The organism is Pseudomonas migulae NBRC 103157 (genome assembly GCF_002091715.1).
Classification (GTDB): Bacteria; Pseudomonadota; Gammaproteobacteria; order Pseudomonadales; family Pseudomonadaceae; genus Aquipseudomonas; species Aquipseudomonas migulae_A.
Genome location: NZ_BDAG01000022.1, coordinates 86258 through 108011, shown reverse-complemented (window position 1 = coordinate 108011; position 21754 = coordinate 86258). Strand labels below are relative to the sequence as shown.

Here is a 21754-nt window from a genome sequence, read left to right as displayed (position 1 = left end):
GCCCTCAGCCACACGGCTTTCAATCAGACGATCCGAGCCGCCCTCAGCGACAACCGGGTGAGCAGAAGAAGCGGCAAAAGCGTTAACTGCAAAAACCGAGAAAGCGATGCTGAGGAAGAGTTGGCGTTTCATGAGTGTGTGCTCCGGGGTGTAGTTGTTTGGTATGGAGGCGATGTTACGCCGCGGAATTTTTAAGAGAACTTCATTGAATTAATGGTGACCATTGACGAAAGCAATACATGGATGAAGGTCCATGTTGTCCGAGTGATGGCATCTGGCTACGCGTTGCTTGATTGGATCCACGGTGGCACCCTCAGCGCCCGTTGCACCAAGGAGCAGGTGATCAAGGAATGAGTGGATACGTCCCCAACCCCCCGAAAAACGTCCGCTACGACGAAGCCAAACCCGTCGACATCCACGCCAAGCGCTGGGCCGAGTATGAGAAATACGGCAAGGCACCGGCGGCTGCGAAGGAGAAAGTCCGAGTCGCGTTGCGCATTGGCGTGTTCTTCGATGGGACGCTGAACAATGCGGGCAACTCTGCGTCAGGATTACTGTGTGGCGCCCATCACCCGATTCGCCCGGAAGACGTCGATGCGAGCTGCAAGCCGTATATGGCGGATCCGGAGGGGAGTTATGGGAATGATGTGAGTAATGTTTCCAAGCTGTTTGATCTCTATCCATCAGCTAAAGATGTCGAGGGCGAAGGCTCCGTAAGACTCTCTCTTCGCAGCCTCTACATTGATGGAATTGGTACGGCCGGAGGCGCAGAAGACAAATTGCTTAATGCCGCCACCGGCCGTGGTGATACCGGTGTCGCGGCCAAAGTTCAGCAGGCGTTTTCCGACCTGAACGATTCGATAAAAGAGCTGATTGATAGGAGTCCCGGTTGTGAAATCACTTCACTGACCTTCGATACGTTTGGCTTCAGTCGGGGTGCCGCAGCGGCCCGGCATTTTGCGAACGAGATAGTGCGTTGCAAGCAGGGTCCTCTAGGGGAAGTGCTCCGCCGCAACCCTAAGGGATTTAGTTCCAGCTTCGGCAACCAGTTCAACAGCGATGTCATCATGGGCTTTGTCGGCTTGTTCGATACCGTACCTTCCGTGGCCGGCGTGACAAATCTCGGAAATATCCAAAGTGCGGTCGCTCCTGGGATCAAACTCTATTTAGATCGTCGATTCGTTTCCGATGTTGTCCAGCTTGTCGCACGTGACGAGCGCCGTGCGAATTTCGCATTGAGTACAGTTGTGCCGGCTCACCGGGAAATATCATTGCCCGGTGTGCACTCCGATCTTGGAGGTGGCTACCGCGAAGTCGTCGAGGAGTGTGTGCTGGTTAACCCAATGCAGGCACTAACAGTTCCGCAGGGTACGAATATCCAGACCACTTCCATCTACTTGGATACCCAGAAGCAAAAAGCAAACATGGTGGCTGATGGATGGCCTGAATCAATGTTGGACATTGTGACGCCGACGCCAAGTATGGCGCCTGATTGGGAACAGGATAAAACAGGGCCGAAAAAACTTCGGGTGTATGCAGGTTTACAACTAAAACGATCAGTCAGTGGGAAATTGGCTGTGGTTTACCTGCGCTTGATGCATAAATTGGCCAAGGAGAAAGGCGTGCAGTTTGAGGTTATTGACGAGAGTGATCCGGCTTACAGTGTGCCCTCTGAACTTCAGCCATTTTGTGACAGAGTGCTCGCTGGTGAGTACAAACCAGAACCTGCCGAAGAACAGTTGTTGAGGTTGAAATACGTGCACATGTCCGCCAACTGGAACAACCCGATCGGTGCAAGTCGTGAACAGGGCATAACCCTCCGATATACCAATGCACCGACTGACGACGGTATGCGAGTGCGTCATCCTCACGTGGCAGATTCCGTGTGGAGAACATTTTGATGCGTGCATACTATTTTTTGCTGGTCGCGTTGGTGGTCTCAGGTTGCCAGGCAGCAGAACCACGATCAGGCAAAAATGACCCGAAAAATCCATGGTGGAGCCTCAGTTTTGTTGAACCCACCTACATGAAAGTCTGGGTGGAAGATACTGCCGTTGAGGACATAAACGGGAAGCTGTTTCGCCGTACCGGCGGCGGTACAGCAGCAAGTGATGAGCCCGCAGGTGACGCTGAGTTTGCTCGCGGCTGGAGTGAAAAAATTAGCAGTAGCTCCCGTGGCGTGGTCGGTGCGGATTTACCCAAGCGGATTTATGTTCGCTGGCAGTCAGTAGTCGAGCCGCAAACATATCGTGCGTGGGTCGAAATTCCTGAAGAAGCCCGGCAGATTTTGCACGCCTCAGTGAATGAGCGCTGCCCCAACCGACCTGCGGAAACTGCCAATTACAGAGCCAAGGTTTATCTCGGACTTGCGCCTGGCGGCATCGTGCAGGTGTGGGTATTGGACAACTGCATGAAATCGATCAAAGTTGCCCGGGCTCAAGCGGAGATCGAACCTTTGGGGCCGCACCTTGGAAAATCTAACGGTAACTACTATCCGCAACCCGAGAAGTCCAAAAGCTACGTCGCCAAGTACGGCATTCCTTACGGTAGTTGGTGATGGCCTGAACTGGTATCGGGATAGTTTCATGCGTATGTCAGTTATTTTGTTGATCGCATTTTTTATCTACGATTGTCAGGCAGCCGACCCACTTTCCGGCAAAAGCGACCCTAAAGACCAATGGTGGAGCCTCAGCTTCGTTGAGCCGGCTTACATGAAGGTATGGGTGGAAGACTCTGCTGTTGAAGATATTAACGACAAGCTATTTCGTCGTACCGGTGGAGGTACGGCGGGTAGTCACGACTCCGAAGACACCACCGAAGCTGCTCGTGGATGGAGTAAAAATATCAGCAGTGGCATTCGTGGCGTAGTCGGTGCAGATCTACCGAAACGTATCTTTGTTCGATGGCAGTCGGTTGTCGAGTCGAAGACCTATCGTGCGTGGATCGATATACCCGAAGAAGCACGGCAGATCATGCACTCCTCGGTAAATGAGCGCTGTCCGGCAACGCCCAACGAGCCTGCCAACTTCATAACCATGGTTTACCTCGGACTTGCCCCTGGCGGCATCGTACAGGTTTGGGTGACTGATAAATGCTTGAAGTCAGTCAAGGTTGCTCGTGCCCAGGCAGAGATAGAACCCTTGGGGCCGCACCTTGGAAAATCAGGCGGTCACTATTACCCGTTGTCCGAAGCGTCCAAACGCTACATCGAGAAATACGGCATCCCCTACGGTAGCTGGTAAACATCACCGCACAAAAAAAACGGGCGCCTATCAAGGCGCCCGTTTTCATTCCGGCATGATGCAATCAAGCCTCACTGATCTGACTGACACTCGTCACCTGCCCATTCCAGATCATCTCGTAATGCGCCGCCTGAATGACCGATAAAACCGGTTTCGGCGTCATCAGCGCCCAGCAATGACTGCCGTGCATTCGCACCGAGTTATAACGAAGCCCGGGACAACCTGCGTCTTTGACCAACTTTCCCAAACGCCGGGAATGGGAGTAATCGTGCGGATCATAAACAGGATCGGTCATCGCAATGGACGTCGCATCTTTCATGCCTGCATCCACAAAAGAGCAGGACAACCCCCGGAAAACAAACCGCTCATAGTTCAGGCTCGGCACGTTCGACCAATACAGACTCTGGTGATGTTTCACTTCGGCCAACGCCGTTTCCATGGTGTCCGCCAGATACAGCACGCCAAAACGGCCATCGCTGAACCGCGAACCCGCCGGGTTGACGTGGGTGAACGGCGCTGTCGCGTAAGAGCAGCCCGGAATACCGAACGGGATTTCACTGCGGCGAATCAGCTCAAGGCGACCCACTTCATTTTTCAACCTGGGGTTGGTGAGTTCCTGTATCTGATACAGCACCTCGAACTCGTCCGCGTCGGCGACGTCATCAAACAAAGCCACCGGTGGGAACTTGGAGTTGACCAGTCGATAGGCTTGCAATGGCTCACCGGCAAGTTCTGCCAGTTCGTCCAGCCTCACCATTGCGCACCACGCAGCACGTCGATGCGGCGGAAGGTTTCATACAACGAAATCATGTCGCCCTGAGCCATGATCTCGAGCGGCGAGCGGCCGTTGAAGAATTCGTTATCGTTGGCCATCGACGGGAAGCCGTAGACGTTCTCCGGATTATCGAACACCAGGCGCAAGGCGGCGTGGATGTTGAGCACAAAGCTGATGCGCTGCATCTGATCCGCATCCAGCGCCACGGCCCAGTCGGGATCGCGTTGGCGGGCGCGGGTGTAGGTGCTGCGGGAAATGCGCAGGATACGGCAGGCCTGATCGCTGGACGCCTTCCACTTCTCGAGGATGCCGACAGCAGCACGCAGGCCCATTACACACTGGCTCTTGCTAAAGGCTTGTTGCTGGAGGGCAACGGCCATGTTCATTACCTCTTTTTTAATCCATGGATTCAAAGTTAGGTAAAAAGCGTCTAGAGAGCAAGTTCGTGGCGACCAGTGGGGGCTGCTATCGTTATTAACCTTCCGACCGCATAAATGAAAGGAGGCGCAGCATGGACCGATTTACCGGTGGCTGCCTGTGCGGCAACGTCCGAATCGAAGCGTCGGGACGTCCTTATCGGGTCGGCCTGTGCCACTGTCTCGACTGCCGCAAGCATCATGGCGCGCTGTTTCACGCTTGCGCGATATTCCCCGAGGAGGCGGTAACGATTACTGGCGAAACGCGTGACTACGCCGGGCGGTTTTTCTGTCCGCGCTGCGGCTCTTCGGTTTTTGCCCGCACTGACGACGAAATCGAAGTGAGCCTGGGATCACTGGATGCTCCTGATCAACTGACGCCAACCTACGAAAGCTGGATCATCCGTCGCGAGTCCTGGTTGCCGCCGTTTCCGCTCACGAGGCGGTACGAGCGCGACCGTGAAGGTGCGGGGCGATTGGAGGAGTAGGGCGCACGAAAGGCGTGAGGGCATCACGCCAATGTCAGGATCGCTACGCCAGCAAATCGGCGTCCGATCGGCGTCACGATGTCAGCGATTGAAGTTTCTTCAGAATCTCGACGCTCGGATCTGCGTTCCTGGCTGCGCTGGATTGTTCGCTGTCGGAGCCGTCCGTCACGACACCCGCGAGGATTTCAGCCAGGTTGTGAAAGTGGCCGGTCTTTTTCTCGGCGGGGTCCGTGCCACCGCTCTGATTCAATGCCGCTTCCAGTGACAAGTGCTGGGACAGCCATTCAGGCGTGGCTTTTTCTTCAGGGCTCATGTTGTCCATAAAAGCCAGCGCCGCCGTGGCTCGACCGAAAGGGTCATTGATAAACGGGTCTTTCCAGTTTTTTTGCTGGTCAGCCGGGCCGCTGTAATAACCGGTGGCGAGCCGGGCTTGCTGGCGCATCAAGGCTTGCGCCGAGGCTTGTTCCTGAGTGGTGAACTTCCCGCCCTGATTGGTGGCGACGGCGTTCAGCGAACGTCGGTCCAGATCGCCCATCAACGCATTACGGTCTTCATCGCTGCCGGTGTACGGTTTGCCGCTGGCGGTCATCAGTGCGTATTTTTCGTCCATGCGCTTGCGGGCATCGGAGGCCACTTCGGCAAAGGTCTTGTCCTTGGAACTCGAGACCGCGCCAGGCTTGGAAGCGCCCAGAACGAGTGCGTCGGCGTTCATCCCCGAACGTACCGGGAAGAATGGCGCATTACCCGCGATCGAGTTGCTGTAATCGGTAGAGGTGCTGGACAGGCTCACCGAATCATCATTCTGCGGCTTGGCCTGATCATCTTGCGTGACGCGTTTTTGCGCATCGGCGGCAGCCTTTGCATCGACGGCAGACGTGTAGGCAGACATCGCCGCATTCGTTGAAGTTGAAGCAATGATCATTGTTCTTCCTTGACGAGGGCAGCCAGTTGGCCGCGTTGAAACGTTCAATGTCGGACAAGGTACGCCAAAATTGTGAACCTGGCATTTACATGTACATCGCACTGTCGATTTCGCAGTGTCTCGTTCGATTATGGGGCAGGGAGTGAGTCGGATGATCGCGGTGATCTTCGGCGTTCCCTGCACAAGAACGTTCTCGAAGACGAACCGGGAGAAGACCATGCGCACACTCACCGTTGCCGCTTTCATCAGCCTGGATGGCGTCATGCAAGCGCCCGGCGGGCCCGAAGAGGATCGCAGCGGCGAATTCCGCTTCGGTGGCTGGATCGTTCCCTACGCCGACGAAGCCACCGGCCAGGCTATAACGGATCTGTTCTCGCCGCCGTTCGAATTGCTGCTGGGGCGTCGCACCTACGACATCTTCGCGGCGTATTGGCCGCGCATCCATAACCACCCGATTGCAGACCCGTTCAACCAAGTGCCCAAGCACGTGGCCACGCATCGAGCCGATACGCTTGAGTGGCACAACAGTCATGCGCTGAAGGGAAACATTGTCGACGCGATACGCGCGCTCAAGCAGCAGGACGGCGCCCGGCTGCTGACGCAGGGCAGCGGTGATCTGGTCCGCCAACTGCTGGCAGCAGGGGTGGTGGACGAACTTCGGCTGATGATTTTCCCCGTCGTGCTGGGGCGCGGCAAGCGCCTGTTCGACGACATCGCACTGGCGTCCGCCTTCACGTTGGCGAACTCGACCACCACGCCGGGCGGTGTGCTGATCACCCGCTATGTGCGCAGCGGCGATGTGCGAACAGGAACGTTCGAAGACGCTGAGTAGCGAGCGTCAGTATTGCGCCACTGACCTGATTGACTGCTTGGCTAGAATGAAACGTCAGCCCATTGTTGGAGAACCGAAATGACCGGCAAAAACACGATTTGTCTCTGGTACGACGGCGACGCACTGGACGCCGCGACGTTCTACGCCAAGACGTTCCCGGACAGCGCGGTGGGCAATGTCCTCCGCGCGCCCGGCGACTATCCGGCGGGCAAACAGGGCGATGTCCTGACCGTCGAATTCACGGTGATGGGCATCCCGTGTCTGGGGCTGAACGGCGGGCCAGGGGTCAAGCACAACGAGGCTTTCTCGTTCCAGGTGGCGACCGACGACCAGGCCGAAACGGACCGTTTGTGGAATGCGATTGTCGGAAACGGTGGCCAGGAAAATGTCTGCGGCTGGTGCCAGGACAAATGGGGGCTGTCGTGGCAGATCACCCCTCGTGTGCTGACGGCGGCGATCAACAATCCAGATCGAGCGGCGGCCAAGCGCGCGTTCGACGCGATGATGACGATGGGGAAGATCGATGTTGCGGCGATTGAAGCGGCGGTTGGGCATTAGCCCGCTGGGGGGCTTGGACATGTTGGGTGCCTCGTGAGTCTTGTCGAGCGCACCCAACCAATATCGTCCTTATTGCCTGTCGACCGCCGTATAACTGTGGGAGCCGGCTTGCTGGCGATGGCGGACTGCCAGCCAATAAATCAATCGCCTGACCCACCGCCATCGCCAGCAAGCCGGCTCCTACAGGGGGCGTGTTATGACAGGCGCGATTCCCGTGCCGCGCTGCTCAAGCGTTCAGTCGTGGTGCTGATGCGCGAGAACACCAACCACGCAAACAGCAGCACACTGCAGCCAACGAGAACGGATGCGACTGCAATCAAGGGCTCGACTGAAGCGAAGCCCTTGAGGCGCAGCGTCAGTGCGCCGAGCATCACCGGGACGCCCACGTTGTACATCCAGAACTGGACTGCCGCAACGCGTCCTTCGGTGATTGACGGGTGCGCAGTGCCGATGATTCCGAACAGGGCCATCGACACCCATCCCAACAGATTGACATGGGCATGTACCGCGAACAGCGAGTGGTCGCCGGAAGCGCCCATCGTCACACCCAGCGCCACGCCAATGGCGAAGTAGAGGGCAGCGAGCCGAAACCAGGTCCGCGAACGGGGGTTGTGATTCATGGCATTCACCTCATGCGCCCAGAGGCGCGCTCAGTTGCTGAAACATAATGGGCGACCCTTGTAGATTGGTTGCCGTGTGTCTATTATGAGACTAAGTCTCATGAAAAGACAGAGTCTCATATATTCCATGTCGATCCCCAAGTCAAGCCCGTCGAACCCCGACGGCGATCCCCAAGGCCGCGCCAACCAGAAACTGCGAACGCGCCAGGCGTTGATCGATGCCGCCATCGCTTTGCGCGACGAGGGTCATCACCCAACGGTTGCGCAAGTGGCCGAGCGCGCAATGGTCTCGCGCGCCACGGCGTATCGCTACTTTCCCTCGACCGAGGCGTTGATCAGTGAGATGGCGGCCGATCGCGAAATGAAGCCGCTGGACAGCTTCTGGCAGCCGGGAGACGATCCGGTAAAGGGCATTGGCCTGGCCGCGAACGCGTTGAACACACTCTTGATCGACGACGAGATCGGCCTGCACGTGATGGAACGTTCGTTCATGTCGGTGTGGCTGGACAGTGAGACTCACGAGCCTCTGCGGCCAGGTCGGCGCATGAGCTACATCGAGCCGATCGTCGACTCGCTGAAGGGCGTGCTCACCCCCAGGGCGCGCAAACGCCTGAAGCAGGCGCTGTCGATCGTTATCGGCACCGAAGCGTTGATCGCCGTGCGCGACATCAGTGGCGCGAGCGTTGAAGAGTCACTCGACACCGCGGCCTGGGCGGCGAAGGCGCTGGTTCGTCAGGCCTTGGCGGAGGAGGAACAGGCGCGGCAGAAGCGAAAGTGAGGCCGGGCGCCATCGCTTACTCTCGGCGCACAGGTTCGGCGATCAAGAGCAACGACTGCGGCACAGGACTCTGTGGGTGCTGCGGCTCTTGCAGGCCGGCCAGCTGAAAACCGGCCATGTCCAAGGCGTTGAGCCAGCTGGACAAGGTGCGGAAATACCACGGCATGGGTTGCCACTGTCCCTTGAACCCGGCAAAGGTCTCTGTGCGCCAGCCATCCTGATAATCACCCGCCGCGGCGGTCCACGGGTGCAAAGTCTGGATCACCAGCGCACCGTCAGGGACGAGCAGGGTGTTCATGGCGGCGAGCAGAGGGATGATGTCTTGGTGCAGCAAGGCGAAGTTGGCGCAGATCAGGTTGTAGTCACGACCGATAGCGACTTTCGCCTCCACCAACGCTTCGTAACTTGCCAAATGCACCGCTGAAGTTCCCGCTGCCCGGGCCGCTTCGACCAGCGTCGCATCGCCATCCACGCCGACCGCCTCGATGGAGCGTTCCGTCAACGCCCGCAACAGCCAGCCCTCACCTCAGCCCAAGTCGAGCACGCGCTCGGGCTGACGGCCCAGCACTGCCAGCAGGATCGCCTGGTCTGTGACCGTGTGGCGGCTTTCTATGGTGCCGGCGCGGATGGCTTCGATCCAGGACCGGGCGTTAAGGTGCCAGCTTTGGAGGAGGGTGGATTCAGGGGCGGACATGGCGGCGACCGGCGTTGTGGGTTGGATGAAGGATAGGACAAATGTTGAGGGGCGAATGTCCGCCCGGACACCGCAGAATAAAGATGTCGGCTCCTTTTATAGTTGAAAAAACGGGCACCTTCAGCGCCCGGTTTCATTCATGCCTTCGTCTGCGCCCGCACACGCCGGCCGATCACCTCCATCAAGTCACAGCCGTCGCGCAAGGGAGTGGCTAACAACGGTGAAAAGCCCTTCAGCACTGCCGTGTCGCAACCGAGTTCAGCACGAAAGGCAATGTTTTTCAGCACCTGCGTAACCGTGCGAATTCGGTAGTCTGGTGGCCAAACCCGAATCGCCATTTTAGGCGACGGGGCGGACCATAAGCTGCATCGGAACGGCGGACAAGGCGAGGCGTTCCGAGGTTTGTGTAGGAAATTTTATGGTGGTCCTAGGACCGTTATGCCCCTTTCGCGAGCGACGGCTATCAAAAGCAGTCGGTGGACGGACTACGGGCAAATAGATTGTGTCCTGCTACCCTCTTTATCGTAGTCGGGCTTGCCGTCATCCCTATCGCGTTATCCCTCGATAGATCCCGTGCTTACCACGACATGGCATGTCAACTAATGAGAGAGTGTCAGGATAGCGCCATGAAAGTTCGATGCCCTAGCTGCGGTTATATTGCAGACAAGCTTCCGCCAAGCCTTAGGTGTCCTAAATGCGACGATTTTTCCCACGACTGGCTGATTTATGATTGGGAAAGCTTTGCTTCAATGAAGCGTCGACATATTAGATACAACTTATTCATTATTGGCATGACTCTAATTAGTTTACTTGTGGCGATCACCTTGAAATCAACAGATGCGTTTCAATGGTTGTTCACCTTGTTGTTTATCCCAGCCATTATCAGTTTGTTTTATTGTCGAAAACAGCTTGATACTGAATCGGAGTATCAGGGGCATAGAGGCAGGGTTTTACTTTTCTGGCTTTTCGGTTTCGGGGGTATCTAAAGCGGCTAACAAATCGCATATGGACTCTCCCTACACGTGGTGAGTAATGCCTTCCAACCCTGTCGTCAGTGCGATTGCATCCTTATATCTGGTCGCTGTTGGGCTTGCTCGCCCCGGCCACTCTGGAGTTCGTGCAACTGGAGCCAGTCGCTCATGGAACGTGGCAGGTAGCTGCCAGCAGTGAACGACCGTAAAGGGGCGATTGCTACTGGTCGTGACAGGCAGAAAACGGCCAAGCGCGGTCGTTGGTGATGGGTGCTATGAGCTCCGCTGTCGGTGCCGAGCATAGAGTATTGAACCGCCCACTCCCGACGTTCCTCTAGTTTGCAGTTCAAACGTATCCGGATACCCCTTGATCAACTCGCTGAGCTTTTTATAACCATGGGTGCGAGGGTCGAACTCAGGTCTCAATTTGCTGATGTTGGTGCCCAGCGCACCCAAGTGAGCCCAGCCGTCCTCGTCGGCAATGTCATCCAAGATCTTTGCGATGAAGCTAACTGGCGCCTTAGGTAGCTTTTTTACCTCGGGCGTACTAGCGACTTTGACGGCCTCAATTTCGGCGGGTGGCTCGGATTCGGGTCGATCATGTCCATTGCTTGCTGCAACAAGCACTTCGCCGCGCAGCAATTCGGTATAGATGAACTTGTCGCAGGCCGACACAAACGGTCTCGGGGTTTTTTCTTCACCAAACCCGTAGACCGTCAAACCTTCCTCTCGCAACCGCGAAGCGAGGCGGGTGAAGTCACTGTCGCTCGAAACCAGGCAGAAACCGTCGAAGCGTCGGGTGTACAGCAGGTCCATTGCGTCGATGATCAAGGCACTGTCTGTTGCGTTCTTACCTTTGGTGTAAGCGAACTGTTGGATAGGCTGAATTGAATGGTCGAGTAGCACCTTTTTCCATCCACCCAACTGAGGGCCGGTCCAGTCGCCATAGATCCGCTTGACGTTGGCGACACCGTACTTGGCGATTTCCTCGAATAAACCTTCGACAATTGCTGCGGGTGCATTGTCGGCGTCAATTAACACTGCCAAGTGTTTTTGCGTAGGGGTGGGTGGGTGGATAGCCATGGGGTCGTCCTTGAGTTGAGGACTTCAACATACCGTTAAATCATGGATGAACAAAGGGGGCTCCGCTTCGTGCCAGAGAGCGTGTTTTGCCAACGGCTCCGGGTTTGCGGTGATGTGCAAAGCGGAACCGATTAGCCAATTCAATCGACCGATAGCAGCCGATGGCCATAGGCAGCTTTGGGGGGAGCAGCCCTTGATGTCTGTTTGTTGTCGTCATATGTTACGGGCATTCATGGAGGATTCTGACTGATGGCACGCGTGGGTTTGATACTGACACCCGGTTTTGCGGACTGGGAATATGCTTTCATTGCTGGTACGGCGTCCCCGTTTTACGGGATCGACGTCAGGTTTTTCGCTCCTACTACGGGGCAGTTTCGTTCGCAGGGTGGATTGGCTGTAACGGTCGATAGCAGCTTGCAACAATGTCTGGACTGGAAACCGGACGTTGTCGTCGTCATTGGAGGAATGGTCTGGGAAAGTGCAGAAGCACCGGATATTCGAGACTTTCTTCATGCCAGTCGTTCAAGTGGGGCAACCATTGCCGGTATCTGTGGAGGAACGCTGGCACTTGCGAGGGCCGGTCTTCTAGACACGGTTCCTCATACCTCGAACAGCGCTGACTTCTTACAGAATGCCGTCAGTTATGAAGGCTGCACGCTTTACCGAAGCAGCTCAATAGCGGTGATGGCAGACCGCATCATTACTGCTCCAGGCACCGCCCCTGTCAGCTTCACCTGCGCAGTATTTGAAGGTGCCGGGCTATCTTCAGAGAGCATTTCTCAGTTCAGGTCAATGTTGGCAGCGGAACATGGGTGATCGCGTCGTCCCGGCATGTCGGGCAGATTATCAGGAGATAATTGATGAGCGCTGGCGATGTACCTGTGGGGCAAGTGGTACAAGGCTACGTAACCTTTGTAGGGAGTGAGGGGCCGTGGATCGGAGCGCAGCTCATGAGTTTCAGTTATAGCGCCAACGGGAAGCGGTTTCACAAGTCTCTCAACGAAACCATTGACGCTTGGTCAACTGCAACTCTGCGTAAAGCCTCATACGGGCTTAAGGTAGGTGACCCGGTGTCGGTTTGGTGCTCTCTCAGCGACCCGGACGAGTGTTGCATCGGCGAAAAACCAGCCGAAAAACCAACATTGTTGCGTTTGATTGAGGCTCTGGGAGCGATAGGGTATTTAAGTTGATCCACGCTGTCCAAGCCGACATGTTTTGAGGGGTTTGCTGTGTAGGCGTGCTGGATCATCCTATGCCTGAATCCTGGCGCGCAATGGCAGCTTCTGGCCGAAAACTGCCTCTGGTGATCATGCTCGATCGGAACCCGCACCTCGTAACTTCCCGTCAGCGACAAATATCATCCGCCACTCTCCTGGCCTGCTGAGTCGCAGCCTCACGCGCACCATGATCTACGTCCTCCCCCAGAATGGTCTTCTCCACAATCACCGAATGCACATCGGTCACGCCGATGAATTTCAGCCAGGCTTCCACGTAGGGCTTCTGGAAATCGAAGCGCTCCGCCGGTGTGATCGACTGTGCCGAAAAATCCAGGCCGCGGGCGTACGTCACGACGGCGGTTTTGTTGTGCAGCATGCCTTCCAGGCCGCGTTCCGGATCAAAGCTGAACAGGATGTCTTTCTGCGATACCAGGTCGATGAAGTGCTTGAGTTTGTAGGGGATGCTGAAATTCCAGAGCGGTACGGACATCACCAGTACATCCGCACGGTGCAGGTGCGCAGCCAGGTCTTTCAAGGTGCTCCAGACCTCCTGTTGCTCCGGGGTCAAGGCGGTGCCATTGAGTCCTGCGTATTTGGCCTCCATGGCCAGATCGTCGAACTCCGGCAACGCCATGTTCCAGAGGTCGAGCGTGATGATTTCGGTGTCCGGGGTGTTTTCCCGATAACGCGCAATGAAGCTGCGAGCGACTTCAAGGGAAGCCGAACGCTGCTTGCGTGGAGAGCATTCGATATGGAGAAGAGTGGTCATGGCGCGCCTCGAGTGGTGGGGGAGGGAGGCATTGCAACATAGTTGTATTTGAAATATAAATCGTAAATTAATACTTGATTGATCACGTATAAAACTATGTTCGATACGCTGCTACTCAAAACATTTGTCGCTGTGGTCGATGAAGAAGGCTTCAGCCGTGCAGCCCAAAAGCTGCACCTTACTCAGTCTGCGGTCAGTGGCCATGTGCGGCGACTGGAAGAACAGATTGGTAAACCCCTGTTGACGCGTACCACGCGTTCCCAGCAACTGACTCCCGATGGCGAGCGCTTACTCTCCTATGCGCGCACGATCCTTGTGCTGAACCGTGACGCCTGGGCAGAACTGACGCGTACGCCGTTTCACGGGCGGCTGCGGATCGGGGTGTCCGAGGATTTCGTCGAGTCTCGACTACTGCGCACTTTTCAGGATTTTGCAGCGCAGTACCCGGGGATGGAGATCGACGTGCAAGTGAGCATTCCGGGAACGTTGCTGGCGCTGATGAAGCAAGGGCATCTGGAGTTGGTCATTGGTTCTTTGTGCGAAACCAGCGAAGCCGGGCTGCTGCTATGGCAAGAACCGCTGGTGTGGGCCTGGTCGGCGCAACCCGTCACCCCGTTACCGACGCCGTTGCCGCTGGCCCTGTTCCCCGAGCCGTGCCCTTATCGCGAGGTAGCGTTGAAGAGACTGGCACAGGCAGGGATCGCCCAACGCACGGCGATGTTGTGCAGCAGCACGGCCGGATTGCAGGCGGCGGCGCTTGCAGGTTTCGCGGTAGCGCCCATGCCACTCAGTCAGTTGAGGCAAGGACTGGCCGTGCTTGGGGCGGAACAAGGGTTGCCGGAGTTGCCTGATGCGCAGTTTCGGTTGTTTACCTCACCTGAAGCGGATCAGGCGATTGTGGCAGCGGTTACTCAGCTCATTGTGGAGTATTGCTCCGCGCGCAGGGCCTGACAGTCATTTCAAAGGCCAGGGTTGAATGATCCTTGTCGATAGAACCAGCATGATCTTTTTGATCTTTCCGTTTGCTGAGGTTAACGACGGATGACGGGTTAACTTTGTGTTGTGTTCATTCCGACACTTTCGGTGGCACTGCAAAGCGCCGAGACGAACGAAGGTTCAAGAAGCTGAAGTACTCAGGGGCGGTGACCCGGTGACGAATGTTGCAGTTCCACTCGACGTCGCCCCGGATAGGGAGAATGAGCGTGGTTACCGGGATTTAATTGCCGAGGACTGCTGGAATGAATGGAAACATTACGGCTTTCAATAAAAAGATAATTCCCGTCGCCAGTTCCGTTACTTGCTTTCAGTCGCTGTAATGAGCTGCTGTAACGGGCCGATTGCTGCCCTTCGTGAAGGGCTGCTATCGCCTAAAGCAGCCGCTCATGCGACTGCTTCCTCCCAAGATTGCTCAGTGCGGGCTAGCAGTAGGACGAACCACTATTTCGCTGACATCAACATCGTCGGGCTGTTCGATCGCATAGGCGAGTGCTCTCGCAATGGCATCTGCGCCGAGCGCCACACGGCGGAACGCTTTCATTTCCTCTCGCGCCACCTCATCGGAAATCGTATCGGCCAGTTCGGACTCGACGACTCCCGGGCACACTACGGTGACCCGAATCTTGTCTGTTTCCTGCCGCAGACCATCCGAGATAGCCCTGACTGCGAATTTGGTCGCGCAGTACACCGCGGCTGTCGGAGATACTGCAAGGCCGCCGATCGACGAAATATTGATGACCTGGCCGGATCCTTGAGCCTCCATGCTCGGCAAGACTGCGGCAATACCATGCAGCACCCCGCGGACGTTGACATCGAGCATCTGGTTCCACTCGTTGACCTTCAATGAGGCCAAGGGCGAAAGTGGCATCACGCCTGCGTTGTTGATGATCACATCCACCTTGCCATATTGCGCCTTGGCGAAGTCCACGAAAGCATGCATGGAATTCAGATCCGTAACGTCGAGTGCGCAGGCACTTGCCGAGCCACCTTCGGCACGTATCTCGTTCACAAGCTTTTCCAGACGCTCGGTACGGCGGGCACCGAGCACCACTCGGGCACCTTTGGCTGCGATCAGCCTGGCCGCTGCTTCGCCAATACCACTGCTTGCACCAGTAATCAGTACGATTTTGTTTTGGATGTTCGACATATCCGGAGCTCCTGCTTTATGCATTGAAGTTCAGCTCCGACCGCTGAAGGCGCGGGCGTTGCTAATGGGTACGTCGGAAAGGTTAAGGGCACTTGTCGGGTCGACGCGTGCCAAAACCTGCGCAACTTTTGCCTATTCGTGTCTGTGTACTTAGCGACGGCAGAGTCGCGCCAGATTGTCGCTCGAAGTTACCAGAGCCTGATGACTGATCCAGAAGCGCTGCTCTATGCTGGCCAGGTCCGGTTTCGCGTCGCAGCGACCGGTTCAAGCCTGAAAATGTATGAAGGAACGACGCTCAAGCCCCACGAAACTCGCTGGGCGTTACGCCCACCTCACGACGAAACACCTGGGAGAAATGACTGGGGCTTGAGTAGCCGACCTCCAACCCAACATCGATGATGCTACGTCTGGTCTCAAGCAACAGAAGCCGCGCACGGATCATGCGCAAACGGATGAAATACTGAGAAGGCGACAGTCCTGTCGCACGCTTGAACATGCGGCTGAAGTGGTACTCACTCAGCTCGGCAAGCCTTGCAAGGTTTGCCAGGCTGAATTCAGCGCCCAGATGCGCAGTCATCGCATCAGTGACTTTACGCAGTTTGTGCGCTTGTAACGCGTTAACCCGACGCTCAGGCTGGATGTCGGCGATGTAACTGCGCATAAGATGTACTGCCAGCGCCTGTGCCAGAGAGCGGGCAAAAAGTGGGCTGGGTGAGCGCTCTTCGACCAACTCAGTGCGCAACTGCTCCATGACGAACGCGACTCGCGCGTCCCGTGCACCTGATACATCGCGCAAACGTACAAGCCCAGCATGTTCACCCAGCAGCTCCCTCGAAGCTTGCTCTATCAGCGGTAAACCCAGATACAGATGCATGACTTCGAAGGTATCGCCCCCGTGAGTCTGCCAGCGCATTTCATACGGCTCATCGGAACTGGTGAGGAAAAAATCACCGGCGCTGACATCTGCCGCTTCCCACTCGCCACCCCGTACGCGCTCCTCCACCTTCGCTGTCCCTTCCAGAATCAGGACCAGCAGCGGTTCCACCACCGCAGGTACCAGAATGGGTTCAATGATGCTGCGATGGGTAAACAGCTGAATCACAATGTCCTTGATTTCCGGATGCGCTGGTAAAGCCTGCGGCTCGCCTGGCAGGTATTCACGCATCGACTCCCCGGTGATGCGTAAGCCAGGGGAGGGTGTCGGATCCTGTTCCAGAGACGTTAGCTTGGTACTCGCCATGAACATGTCCTTTTCGTACTCGGTTATGCACAGCCAGACAGGCTTCAACCATTCTCCAAGCGCTTACCCGTACCCCGTGCGATGAAACTGTATTGATGATATCGGGCTTTTCCCGCTCATTGAATGGAGGGTCGAGCCTTTCCAACTTCACATTCAGCGCAAAACCCCGACAGCTTCGGCAAACCCACGAAAGCCGGCTTCCCCTTGTTGCGAGACAGTAGCTCCGTCGCCGATGACAGCGCCTTGCGCGCGCAGGATCGGTACATCCCTTACTGGATCACAACGCTGGAGAACATCATGACCGATATCAACCACAACACGCCAAACGAAGTAGCAGGCAAAGTCGCACTGGTCACTGGCGCGGCCAGTGGCATCGGGAAGGCGATCGCGCTCTTGCTGCACGCACGTGGCGCCAACGTCATTGCCGAAGATGTGAACCCTGCGGTGGAGGAACTGGCTCGCCCGGGTCTGGTGCCACTGGTAGCCGACATCACTCAGGATGGCGCCGCCGAGCGCGCGGTCGCATTGGCCGTCGAGCACTTCGGTCGGCTGGATATCCTGGTCAATAACGCTGGCATCATCATCAACAAGCTGGTCATTGATATGACCCGCGAAGATTGGGAGCGAATTCAAGCGGTCAACACCACAGCGGCATTCCTGCATAGCCGGGAGGCTGTCAAAGCGATGATCCCTAACAAGTCCGGCTCGATCGTCAACATCGCGTCCTACGCATCCTACTTCGCTTTTCCCACCATTTCCGCCTACACCGCCTCTAAAGGCGCGCTGGCCCAACTGACGCGCACGCTGGCGCTCGAGGTCATTGCCCACGGCATTCGTGTCAATGCCGTCGGCGTGGGGGATGTGGTGACCAACATCCTCAACGATGTGGTCGACGATGGCCCTGCATTTCTGGCCAAACATGGCGAAGCCGCGCCTATCGGCCGTGCAGCACAGCCGGAGGAAATTGCCGAAGTGGTGGCGTTCATCGCCTCGGATCGTGCCAGCTTCCTGGTCGGCTCGGTTGTCATGGCAGACGGCGGCATGACCGTCACTGCCGGATGAGCATCCGCAGGAATGAACCGCAAGGCATCCACATCGAGCCCAAGAGGATCAGGCAAATCTGCGGCAGTTTCGACCTAACGCCGTTGCGCTTCAGCTACGTAATCTGAAAACACGCAACGGATGCAGAGACAGGCCACGGCAGGCCATTCAACCGAGCAACGTAGATGAGGATCTGAACAATGAAAAACTCAAATCGACTTTCCGTTTCGCTGGTTATCAGCGCGCTCGTTGCATGCGCTGTCAACCTTTCCCCCACAAGCCTGTACCTGGCCGCAGTCGGTGCCGAGCGGACACCCGGCATGCGGTTGAGTGAAGGCGGCAGTGATCGCACGCCTGGTTTTCGCGTTGCCGACGACGGCTCGGACCGTACTGCCCTGGGTCGTATCGGCTAAGGATAAAGTTTGAGGAGAGCACCTTATGAAAAAGGCCAAAGAAGCCATTCACGATCATCGTTACATAGGCATGTGGGTCACCGCTGATGGGTTCATTCGTCACGAGCTTCTGGAGACTGGGCGTTACGACGAGGCCCGTGGTAAAAATAAGAGTGCCTACCAAGGCCGCTACGAAATGGAGGGCAACTACATCCAGTACTGGGACGATAGCGGCTTCACCGCCGATGGCCACTTTCATGACGATGTGCTGTATCACGCGGGCATGATTCTCTATCGGCAATGAGCGGTTCGATTATGTCAGGTGTATACCGTCTGCCTGGAAAGCTCCAGGCAGGCGCTCTTGAACATTTGTGAGAGCTTTGAAATGGAACAAAGCGATGCTTTCATCCTTCAAAACACAGCCATATACCGTGACGAACTGGTCCGGTTACTGACGCAACGGTTTACGACGCCCGGCCTCTATGAGACCGCCGTGGCACCCCTGCATGTCATTCGTTTTGACAGTCCCTCGGAGCTTATCCATACCGTCCACAAGCCGGCACTTTGCCTGATTGTGCAAGGGCAAAAAGAAATCGGCTTGGGTGACGAGCGTTACTTGTACGACCCGCTCAGTTACCTGGTGGTATCGGTGACTCTTCCAGTCTCCGGTCGCGTGCTGATGGCCAGCCCGGAAGCGCCCTATCTGTGTATCCGTTTTGATTTCGAGGCCACGGAAATCGCTCAGGTTATCGCCGATGCTCCTCCTGCGGGGGTTCCGGATGAGCCGGAACTTGGCCTTTTCCTTGAAAAAGTCGATGTCCCCTTGCTGGAAACAATGCTTCGGCTGGTGCGGCTGCTGGAGACGCCGCGGGACATCGGCATGCTGGCTCCGCTCGCTCTGCGGGAGCTGTATTATCGTCTTCTGCGCGGCGTGCACGGGCGCCGTCTGTATGAGCTTGCCCTCGGTGATTCGCAAACGCGACGGGTGACGCGGGCAATCGATTGGTTGAATAACCACTACACCCAACCTTTACGCATCGAAGAGCTTGCCCGGGTCGCCAATTTGGGTAGTTCTACATTGCATCACCGATTCAAGGCGGTGACCGCGATGAGTCCGCTGCAGTATCAGAAACAACTCCGTTTGCAGGAGGCCCGCCGACTGATGCTCGGTGAAGGGCTGGATGTGGCGAGTGCATGTTATCGAGTGGGCTACGAGAGCCCATCGCAATTCAGCCGAGAGTACAGTCGCCAGTTCGGGTGTCCGCCATCCAGAGATACCAGCCGAGCTCGCCGTCCTGCGTGAAGACCCTACTTGGTTGCCTACGGCTGATGCGGTTCAACTCGTATTCTGAGGGCAGGGTAGCTATTGCCCTGCAACCTAATTCACCGAATAGCCGACATTGGCGACAAGGGGGTTTTCTCTCATGATCCCTGCCGGGACTGAGCGGATCGATTGCCGGGATGGCGAAAGTCCCTCCCTCTATTCAAGACAGATCTCAGGCGTTGTGGGCAAGCTATCGATAAAGGCGTCAATCTGCCGGGCACCGCGCAAGTGCACCACAGGAATCTGCGGGCCGATGGCCAGGCGCACCGCTTCGATTCCCGAACGGTAGCCACGATCGAAATTCCATACGAAGTTCAAAAAGGTCAGGAACGCCCGGTCGAGCTTCTCTGTACAGCCTGCTGCAAGGTCAGGGCGAGGGCGGTTCATGACGCTGCGCATGATCACCCGGATCAAACAGGTGAGCCGCGATGTATCGAGCCAGATGATCAGGTCGGTTCGGGGCAGGCGAAGGTCGAAGGTTCGCCGCGCATAGTTGCCTTCACAAATCCAGGCATCCGGTGTGATCGCTTCGCGGACCCGCGCGCGAAACTGCTCAGCGTCGGGTTCGATCCAGCCGGGCTCCCAGAACAGCGTGTCCAGGTGAACCACGGGCAGGCTCAGGCGTTTGCCGAGGGCGCGGGCGAGGGTAGATTTGCCGCTACCGGCATTGCCCAGAATGACAATCCGTTGCATGGAGGGACTTCCTGTCGCGAAAAAAGCCGGCAATTGTGCAGGTTTTGCTGGGGCAGTGAAAGGCGACCTCCACGAGCGACAGTGACTGAGCGATATCAATGCGACCGCTTTAGCCTGTCCGGTTCAGCACCAGCAAACGTGCCGCCAGCGCCGTCATGACGATAGCGAAGCCATAAGCGCCCAAGCGCCTGGAGATCATGCCTCCACGCCCGCGCCCGTGCAGCCGCCCGGCACAGACGCTGAGCAGGGAATGAAAGATCAACGCGAGCAGCGCAAGCAACACACCTAATACCATCAGTTGCAGCGTGACACTGCTGGTTCCCAGGGTGACGAATTGCGGCAGGAATACCATGAAGAACAACAGCGCCTTGGGATTCAACAGGCTGTTGAGTGTGGCCCGGATGAAGATTTCGCGCTGCGATGCCAATGCAGGTTCAGCATCAGCATCCGCTGGCGGAGTGCTCAATGCCTGCCAGGCCAGCCACATCAGATAGCAAGCCCCGGCCCACCGCAGCAGATCAAATGCCGGCGCCCAACTCATCACCACCGCACCGAGCCCTGCACTGACCATGGCCGTCATCAGCACGTCGGCCAGGGTAATGCCCAATGCGGCGGCGAAACCGGCACGCCAGCCGTGGGCAACGGCATGACTGATGACGAAGGCCATGTTCGGACCAGGCACGATCAGCAACAGCAGGGCCGCAACAGTGAACAGGTAAAGGTTGGTGGCGTCTGGCATAGCGCAAGCTTCCCTGGATGAGAATCAAGGCTAACCGTTAGTCGTCGGGTGAAGCAGATACAGTGGGGATGGATTTGATAGCAACAGTCAGGTGTGCGGCGCCCGGTTGGCTTGAGCCGCAAGCGGCCTCGACCAGCGGACGCGTCGAGCGCGCTGTGCTACCTCAGGCTCGTCAGTCGTTTTTAGCGCTCGCTAGAAAGTACGCAACCAAAGCGTTGGCATGACCATGACCCATGCCGTGTTCAGTCTTGAGCAAGGCAACCATTTCCATGTGCTTTTTGCCGCTGACTGTTTTGAGCAGGTTCAGCCAGTGGATGATCGGGTGCCCATACTTTTTTTCAATAGAGGGGAAGTACGACGCTGGCCCTTTTACTTTTGGTTCGTCGGTCATGACGCAAGCTCCTTTTTGTCTGTGTGGTTTGTGCCGACCTCAAGACTTTAGCCTGTCATCGGTCGGCCGCTAAAGCCACGTATTCACCACCCGCCGATCCAGCTCCTCCCAATCCGCCATGCCCAACACTCGCGTGGTGTTCAGCCCGCGCAAATAACCGCGCAACTGATTGGCGGTCGCCTGCGCGAGCTGCGGATCGGGCGGGTTTTCGCCCAACAGTACGGTTTCGTACTGAACCAGGTACTCGGCCACCCGGTCACGAAAATCGGGCAGAACAGCGTCGCGGATCAAGTCAAAAGTTCTCAAGTAGAGATCCTCATCCATCTTTTCCAGTGGTGATTGAGTGTGTATCGGTCTGCGCGGCGCGCAACTATTGCTAGAGGTAATAGTGACCATCAAGAAACGCAAGTTCTACTTTGATGGCAA

Annotated in this window: 26 protein-coding genes and 2 pseudogenes; 14 read left to right on the top strand and 14 right to left on the bottom strand. The window is 56.7% G+C overall.

Annotation, left to right across the window (positions count from 1 at the left end; translation table 11 throughout):
* A pseudogene (locus PMI01S_RS32040) lies at positions 1–132 on the bottom strand (phage infection protein); the annotation flags it as partial.
* Positions 133–350: 218 nt separating this feature from the next.
* On the opposite strand from PMI01S_RS32040, the gene PMI01S_RS17620 reads away from it, so the two are divergent.
* The 3 genes from PMI01S_RS17620 to PMI01S_RS17610 are packed head-to-tail and all read left to right on the top strand — an operon-like array spanning position 351 to position 3242.
* Complete coding sequence (locus PMI01S_RS17620; RefSeq protein WP_084321246.1) at positions 351–1901, top strand: phospholipase effector Tle1 domain-containing protein; 1551 nt, start codon at positions 351–353, stop codon at positions 1899–1901.
* Positions 1901–2557, top strand: coding sequence for a DUF2931 family protein (locus tag PMI01S_RS17615; protein ID WP_084321245.1), 657 nt, complete (start codon positions 1901–1903; stop codon positions 2555–2557). Before PMI01S_RS17620 ends, PMI01S_RS17615 begins: the two co-directional genes overlap by 1 nt.
* Before the next feature lie 28 nt (positions 2558–2585).
* Positions 2586–3242, top strand: a complete 657-nt coding sequence (locus PMI01S_RS17610; RefSeq protein WP_084321244.1) for a DUF2931 family protein — start codon at positions 2586–2588, stop codon at positions 3240–3242.
* Positions 3243–3306: 64 nt separating this feature from the next.
* On the opposite strand, the gene PMI01S_RS17605 is transcribed toward PMI01S_RS17610, so the two are convergent.
* Together PMI01S_RS17605 and PMI01S_RS17600 are read right to left on the bottom strand one after the other, a co-directional pair.
* Positions 3307–3999 (bottom strand): RES family NAD+ phosphorylase, encoded by a 693-nt coding sequence (locus PMI01S_RS17605; protein ID WP_084321243.1) that lies wholly within the window; start codon positions 3997–3999, stop codon positions 3307–3309.
* Positions 3993–4397 (bottom strand): antitoxin Xre-like helix-turn-helix domain-containing protein, encoded by a 405-nt coding sequence (locus PMI01S_RS17600; RefSeq protein WP_084321256.1) that lies wholly within the window; start codon positions 4395–4397, stop codon positions 3993–3995. The genes PMI01S_RS17605 and PMI01S_RS17600 overlap by 7 nt, the downstream gene beginning before the upstream one ends.
* 131 nt (positions 4398–4528) lie before the next feature.
* Here PMI01S_RS17600 and PMI01S_RS17595 point away from each other — a divergent pair, with 131 nt between their 5' ends.
* Positions 4529–4921, top strand: coding sequence for a GFA family protein (locus PMI01S_RS17595; protein WP_084321242.1), 393 nt, complete (start codon positions 4529–4531; stop codon positions 4919–4921).
* 73 nt (positions 4922–4994) lie between these two features.
* On the opposite strand, the gene PMI01S_RS17590 is transcribed toward PMI01S_RS17595, so the two are convergent.
* Positions 4995–5843, bottom strand: a complete 849-nt coding sequence (locus PMI01S_RS17590; RefSeq protein WP_084321241.1) for a hypothetical protein — start codon at positions 5841–5843, stop codon at positions 4995–4997.
* Positions 5844–6060: 217 nt separating this feature from the next.
* On the opposite strand from PMI01S_RS17590, the gene PMI01S_RS17585 reads away from it, so the two are divergent.
* Both PMI01S_RS17585 and PMI01S_RS17580 read left to right on the top strand, forming a co-directional pair.
* Positions 6061–6675 carry a dihydrofolate reductase family protein gene (locus PMI01S_RS17585; protein WP_084321240.1) on the top strand — a complete coding sequence of 205 codons (615 nt, stop codon included), beginning with the start codon at positions 6061–6063 and terminating at the stop codon, positions 6673–6675.
* 78 nt (positions 6676–6753) lie between these two features.
* Positions 6754–7233, top strand: a complete 480-nt coding sequence (locus PMI01S_RS17580; protein ID WP_084321239.1) for a VOC family protein — start codon at positions 6754–6756, stop codon at positions 7231–7233.
* Positions 7234–7427: 194 nt separating this feature from the next.
* Here the strand turns inward: PMI01S_RS17580 and PMI01S_RS17575 are convergent, their stop codons facing one another.
* Positions 7428–7853: a hypothetical protein gene (locus tag PMI01S_RS17575; RefSeq protein WP_084321238.1), complete on the bottom strand. Its 426-nt coding sequence runs from the start codon at positions 7851–7853 to the stop codon at positions 7428–7430.
* A gap of 127 nt (positions 7854–7980) precedes the next feature.
* On the opposite strand from PMI01S_RS17575, the gene PMI01S_RS17570 reads away from it, so the two are divergent.
* A complete protein-coding gene (locus PMI01S_RS17570) occupies positions 7981–8631 on the top strand; it encodes a TetR/AcrR family transcriptional regulator (protein WP_084321237.1) in 651 nt (216 codons plus the stop codon).
* Between the two features lie 16 nt (positions 8632–8647).
* Here PMI01S_RS17570 and PMI01S_RS17565 read toward each other — a convergent pair.
* Positions 8648–9325, bottom strand: a pseudogene (locus PMI01S_RS17565) (class I SAM-dependent methyltransferase).
* Positions 9326–10569: 1244 nt separating this feature from the next.
* Entirely contained in the window at positions 10570–11379 is an 810-nt protein-coding gene (locus PMI01S_RS17550) for an NYN domain-containing protein (RefSeq protein WP_084321235.1), read from the bottom strand.
* Positions 11380–11628: 249 nt separating this feature from the next.
* On the opposite strand from PMI01S_RS17550, the gene PMI01S_RS17545 reads away from it, so the two are divergent.
* A complete protein-coding gene (locus PMI01S_RS17545) occupies positions 11629–12195 on the top strand; it encodes a DJ-1/PfpI family protein (RefSeq protein ID WP_084321234.1) in 567 nt (188 codons plus the stop codon).
* Positions 12196–12239: 44 nt separating this feature from the next.
* Positions 12240–12569 (top strand): hypothetical protein, encoded by a 330-nt coding sequence (locus PMI01S_RS17540; protein ID WP_084321233.1) that lies wholly within the window; start codon positions 12240–12242, stop codon positions 12567–12569.
* Between the two features lie 154 nt (positions 12570–12723).
* Here PMI01S_RS17540 and PMI01S_RS17535 read toward each other — a convergent pair whose 3' ends face one another.
* A complete protein-coding gene (locus PMI01S_RS17535; protein ID WP_084321232.1) occupies positions 12724–13365 on the bottom strand; it encodes an FMN-dependent NADH-azoreductase in 642 nt (213 codons plus the stop codon).
* Positions 13366–13461: 96 nt separating this feature from the next.
* On the opposite strand from PMI01S_RS17535, the gene PMI01S_RS17530 reads away from it, so the two are divergent.
* Positions 13462–14316: a LysR family transcriptional regulator gene (locus PMI01S_RS17530; protein WP_084321231.1), complete on the top strand. Its 855-nt coding sequence runs from the start codon at positions 13462–13464 to the stop codon at positions 14314–14316.
* 457 nt (positions 14317–14773) lie between these two features.
* On the opposite strand, the gene PMI01S_RS17520 is transcribed toward PMI01S_RS17530, so the two are convergent.
* Complete coding sequence (locus PMI01S_RS17520) at positions 14774–15508, bottom strand: SDR family oxidoreductase (protein WP_084321230.1); 735 nt, start codon at positions 15506–15508, stop codon at positions 14774–14776.
* Between the two features lie 295 nt (positions 15509–15803).
* Positions 15804–16748, bottom strand: a complete 945-nt coding sequence (locus PMI01S_RS17515; RefSeq protein WP_084321254.1) for a helix-turn-helix domain-containing protein — start codon at positions 16746–16748, stop codon at positions 15804–15806.
* Positions 16749–17045: 297 nt separating this feature from the next.
* On the opposite strand from PMI01S_RS17515, the gene PMI01S_RS17510 reads away from it, so the two are divergent.
* The 4 genes from PMI01S_RS17510 (at position 17046) to PMI01S_RS17495 (ending at position 19484) form a co-directional block, all read left to right on the top strand.
* On the top strand, positions 17046–17810 hold the full coding sequence (locus PMI01S_RS17510) for an SDR family NAD(P)-dependent oxidoreductase (RefSeq protein WP_084321229.1): 765 nt from the start codon (positions 17046–17048) through the stop codon (positions 17808–17810).
* 179 nt (positions 17811–17989) lie between these two features.
* Positions 17990–18202, top strand: a complete 213-nt coding sequence (locus PMI01S_RS17505; protein ID WP_084321228.1) for a hypothetical protein — start codon at positions 17990–17992, stop codon at positions 18200–18202.
* A 25-nt stretch (positions 18203–18227) separates the two neighbouring features.
* The gene (locus tag PMI01S_RS17500; protein WP_084321227.1) at positions 18228–18485 is read left to right on the top strand and encodes an Atu4866 domain-containing protein; all 258 of its coding nucleotides are present in this window, start codon (positions 18228–18230) and stop codon (positions 18483–18485) included.
* Between the two features lie 81 nt (positions 18486–18566).
* Positions 18567–19484, top strand: a complete 918-nt coding sequence (locus tag PMI01S_RS17495) for an AraC family transcriptional regulator (RefSeq protein ID WP_084321226.1) — start codon at positions 18567–18569, stop codon at positions 19482–19484.
* Between the two features lie 177 nt (positions 19485–19661).
* Here PMI01S_RS17495 and PMI01S_RS17490 read toward each other — a convergent pair whose 3' ends face one another.
* From PMI01S_RS17490 to PMI01S_RS17475, 4 genes are all read right to left on the bottom strand, one after another.
* Positions 19662–20198 carry a P-loop NTPase family protein gene (locus tag PMI01S_RS17490; protein ID WP_084321225.1) on the bottom strand — a complete coding sequence of 179 codons (537 nt, stop codon included), beginning with the start codon at positions 20196–20198 and terminating at the stop codon, positions 19662–19664.
* A 109-nt stretch (positions 20199–20307) separates the two neighbouring features.
* Complete coding sequence (locus tag PMI01S_RS17485; RefSeq protein WP_084321224.1) at positions 20308–20937, bottom strand: LysE family translocator; 630 nt, start codon at positions 20935–20937, stop codon at positions 20308–20310.
* Positions 20938–21109: 172 nt separating this feature from the next.
* On the bottom strand, positions 21110–21328 hold the full coding sequence (locus PMI01S_RS17480; RefSeq protein ID WP_084321223.1) for a DUF4287 domain-containing protein: 219 nt from the start codon (positions 21326–21328) through the stop codon (positions 21110–21112).
* Positions 21329–21397: 69 nt separating this feature from the next.
* A complete protein-coding gene (locus PMI01S_RS17475; protein ID WP_084321253.1) occupies positions 21398–21634 on the bottom strand; it encodes a hypothetical protein in 237 nt (78 codons plus the stop codon).
* Positions 21635–21754: the final 120 nt, after the last annotated feature.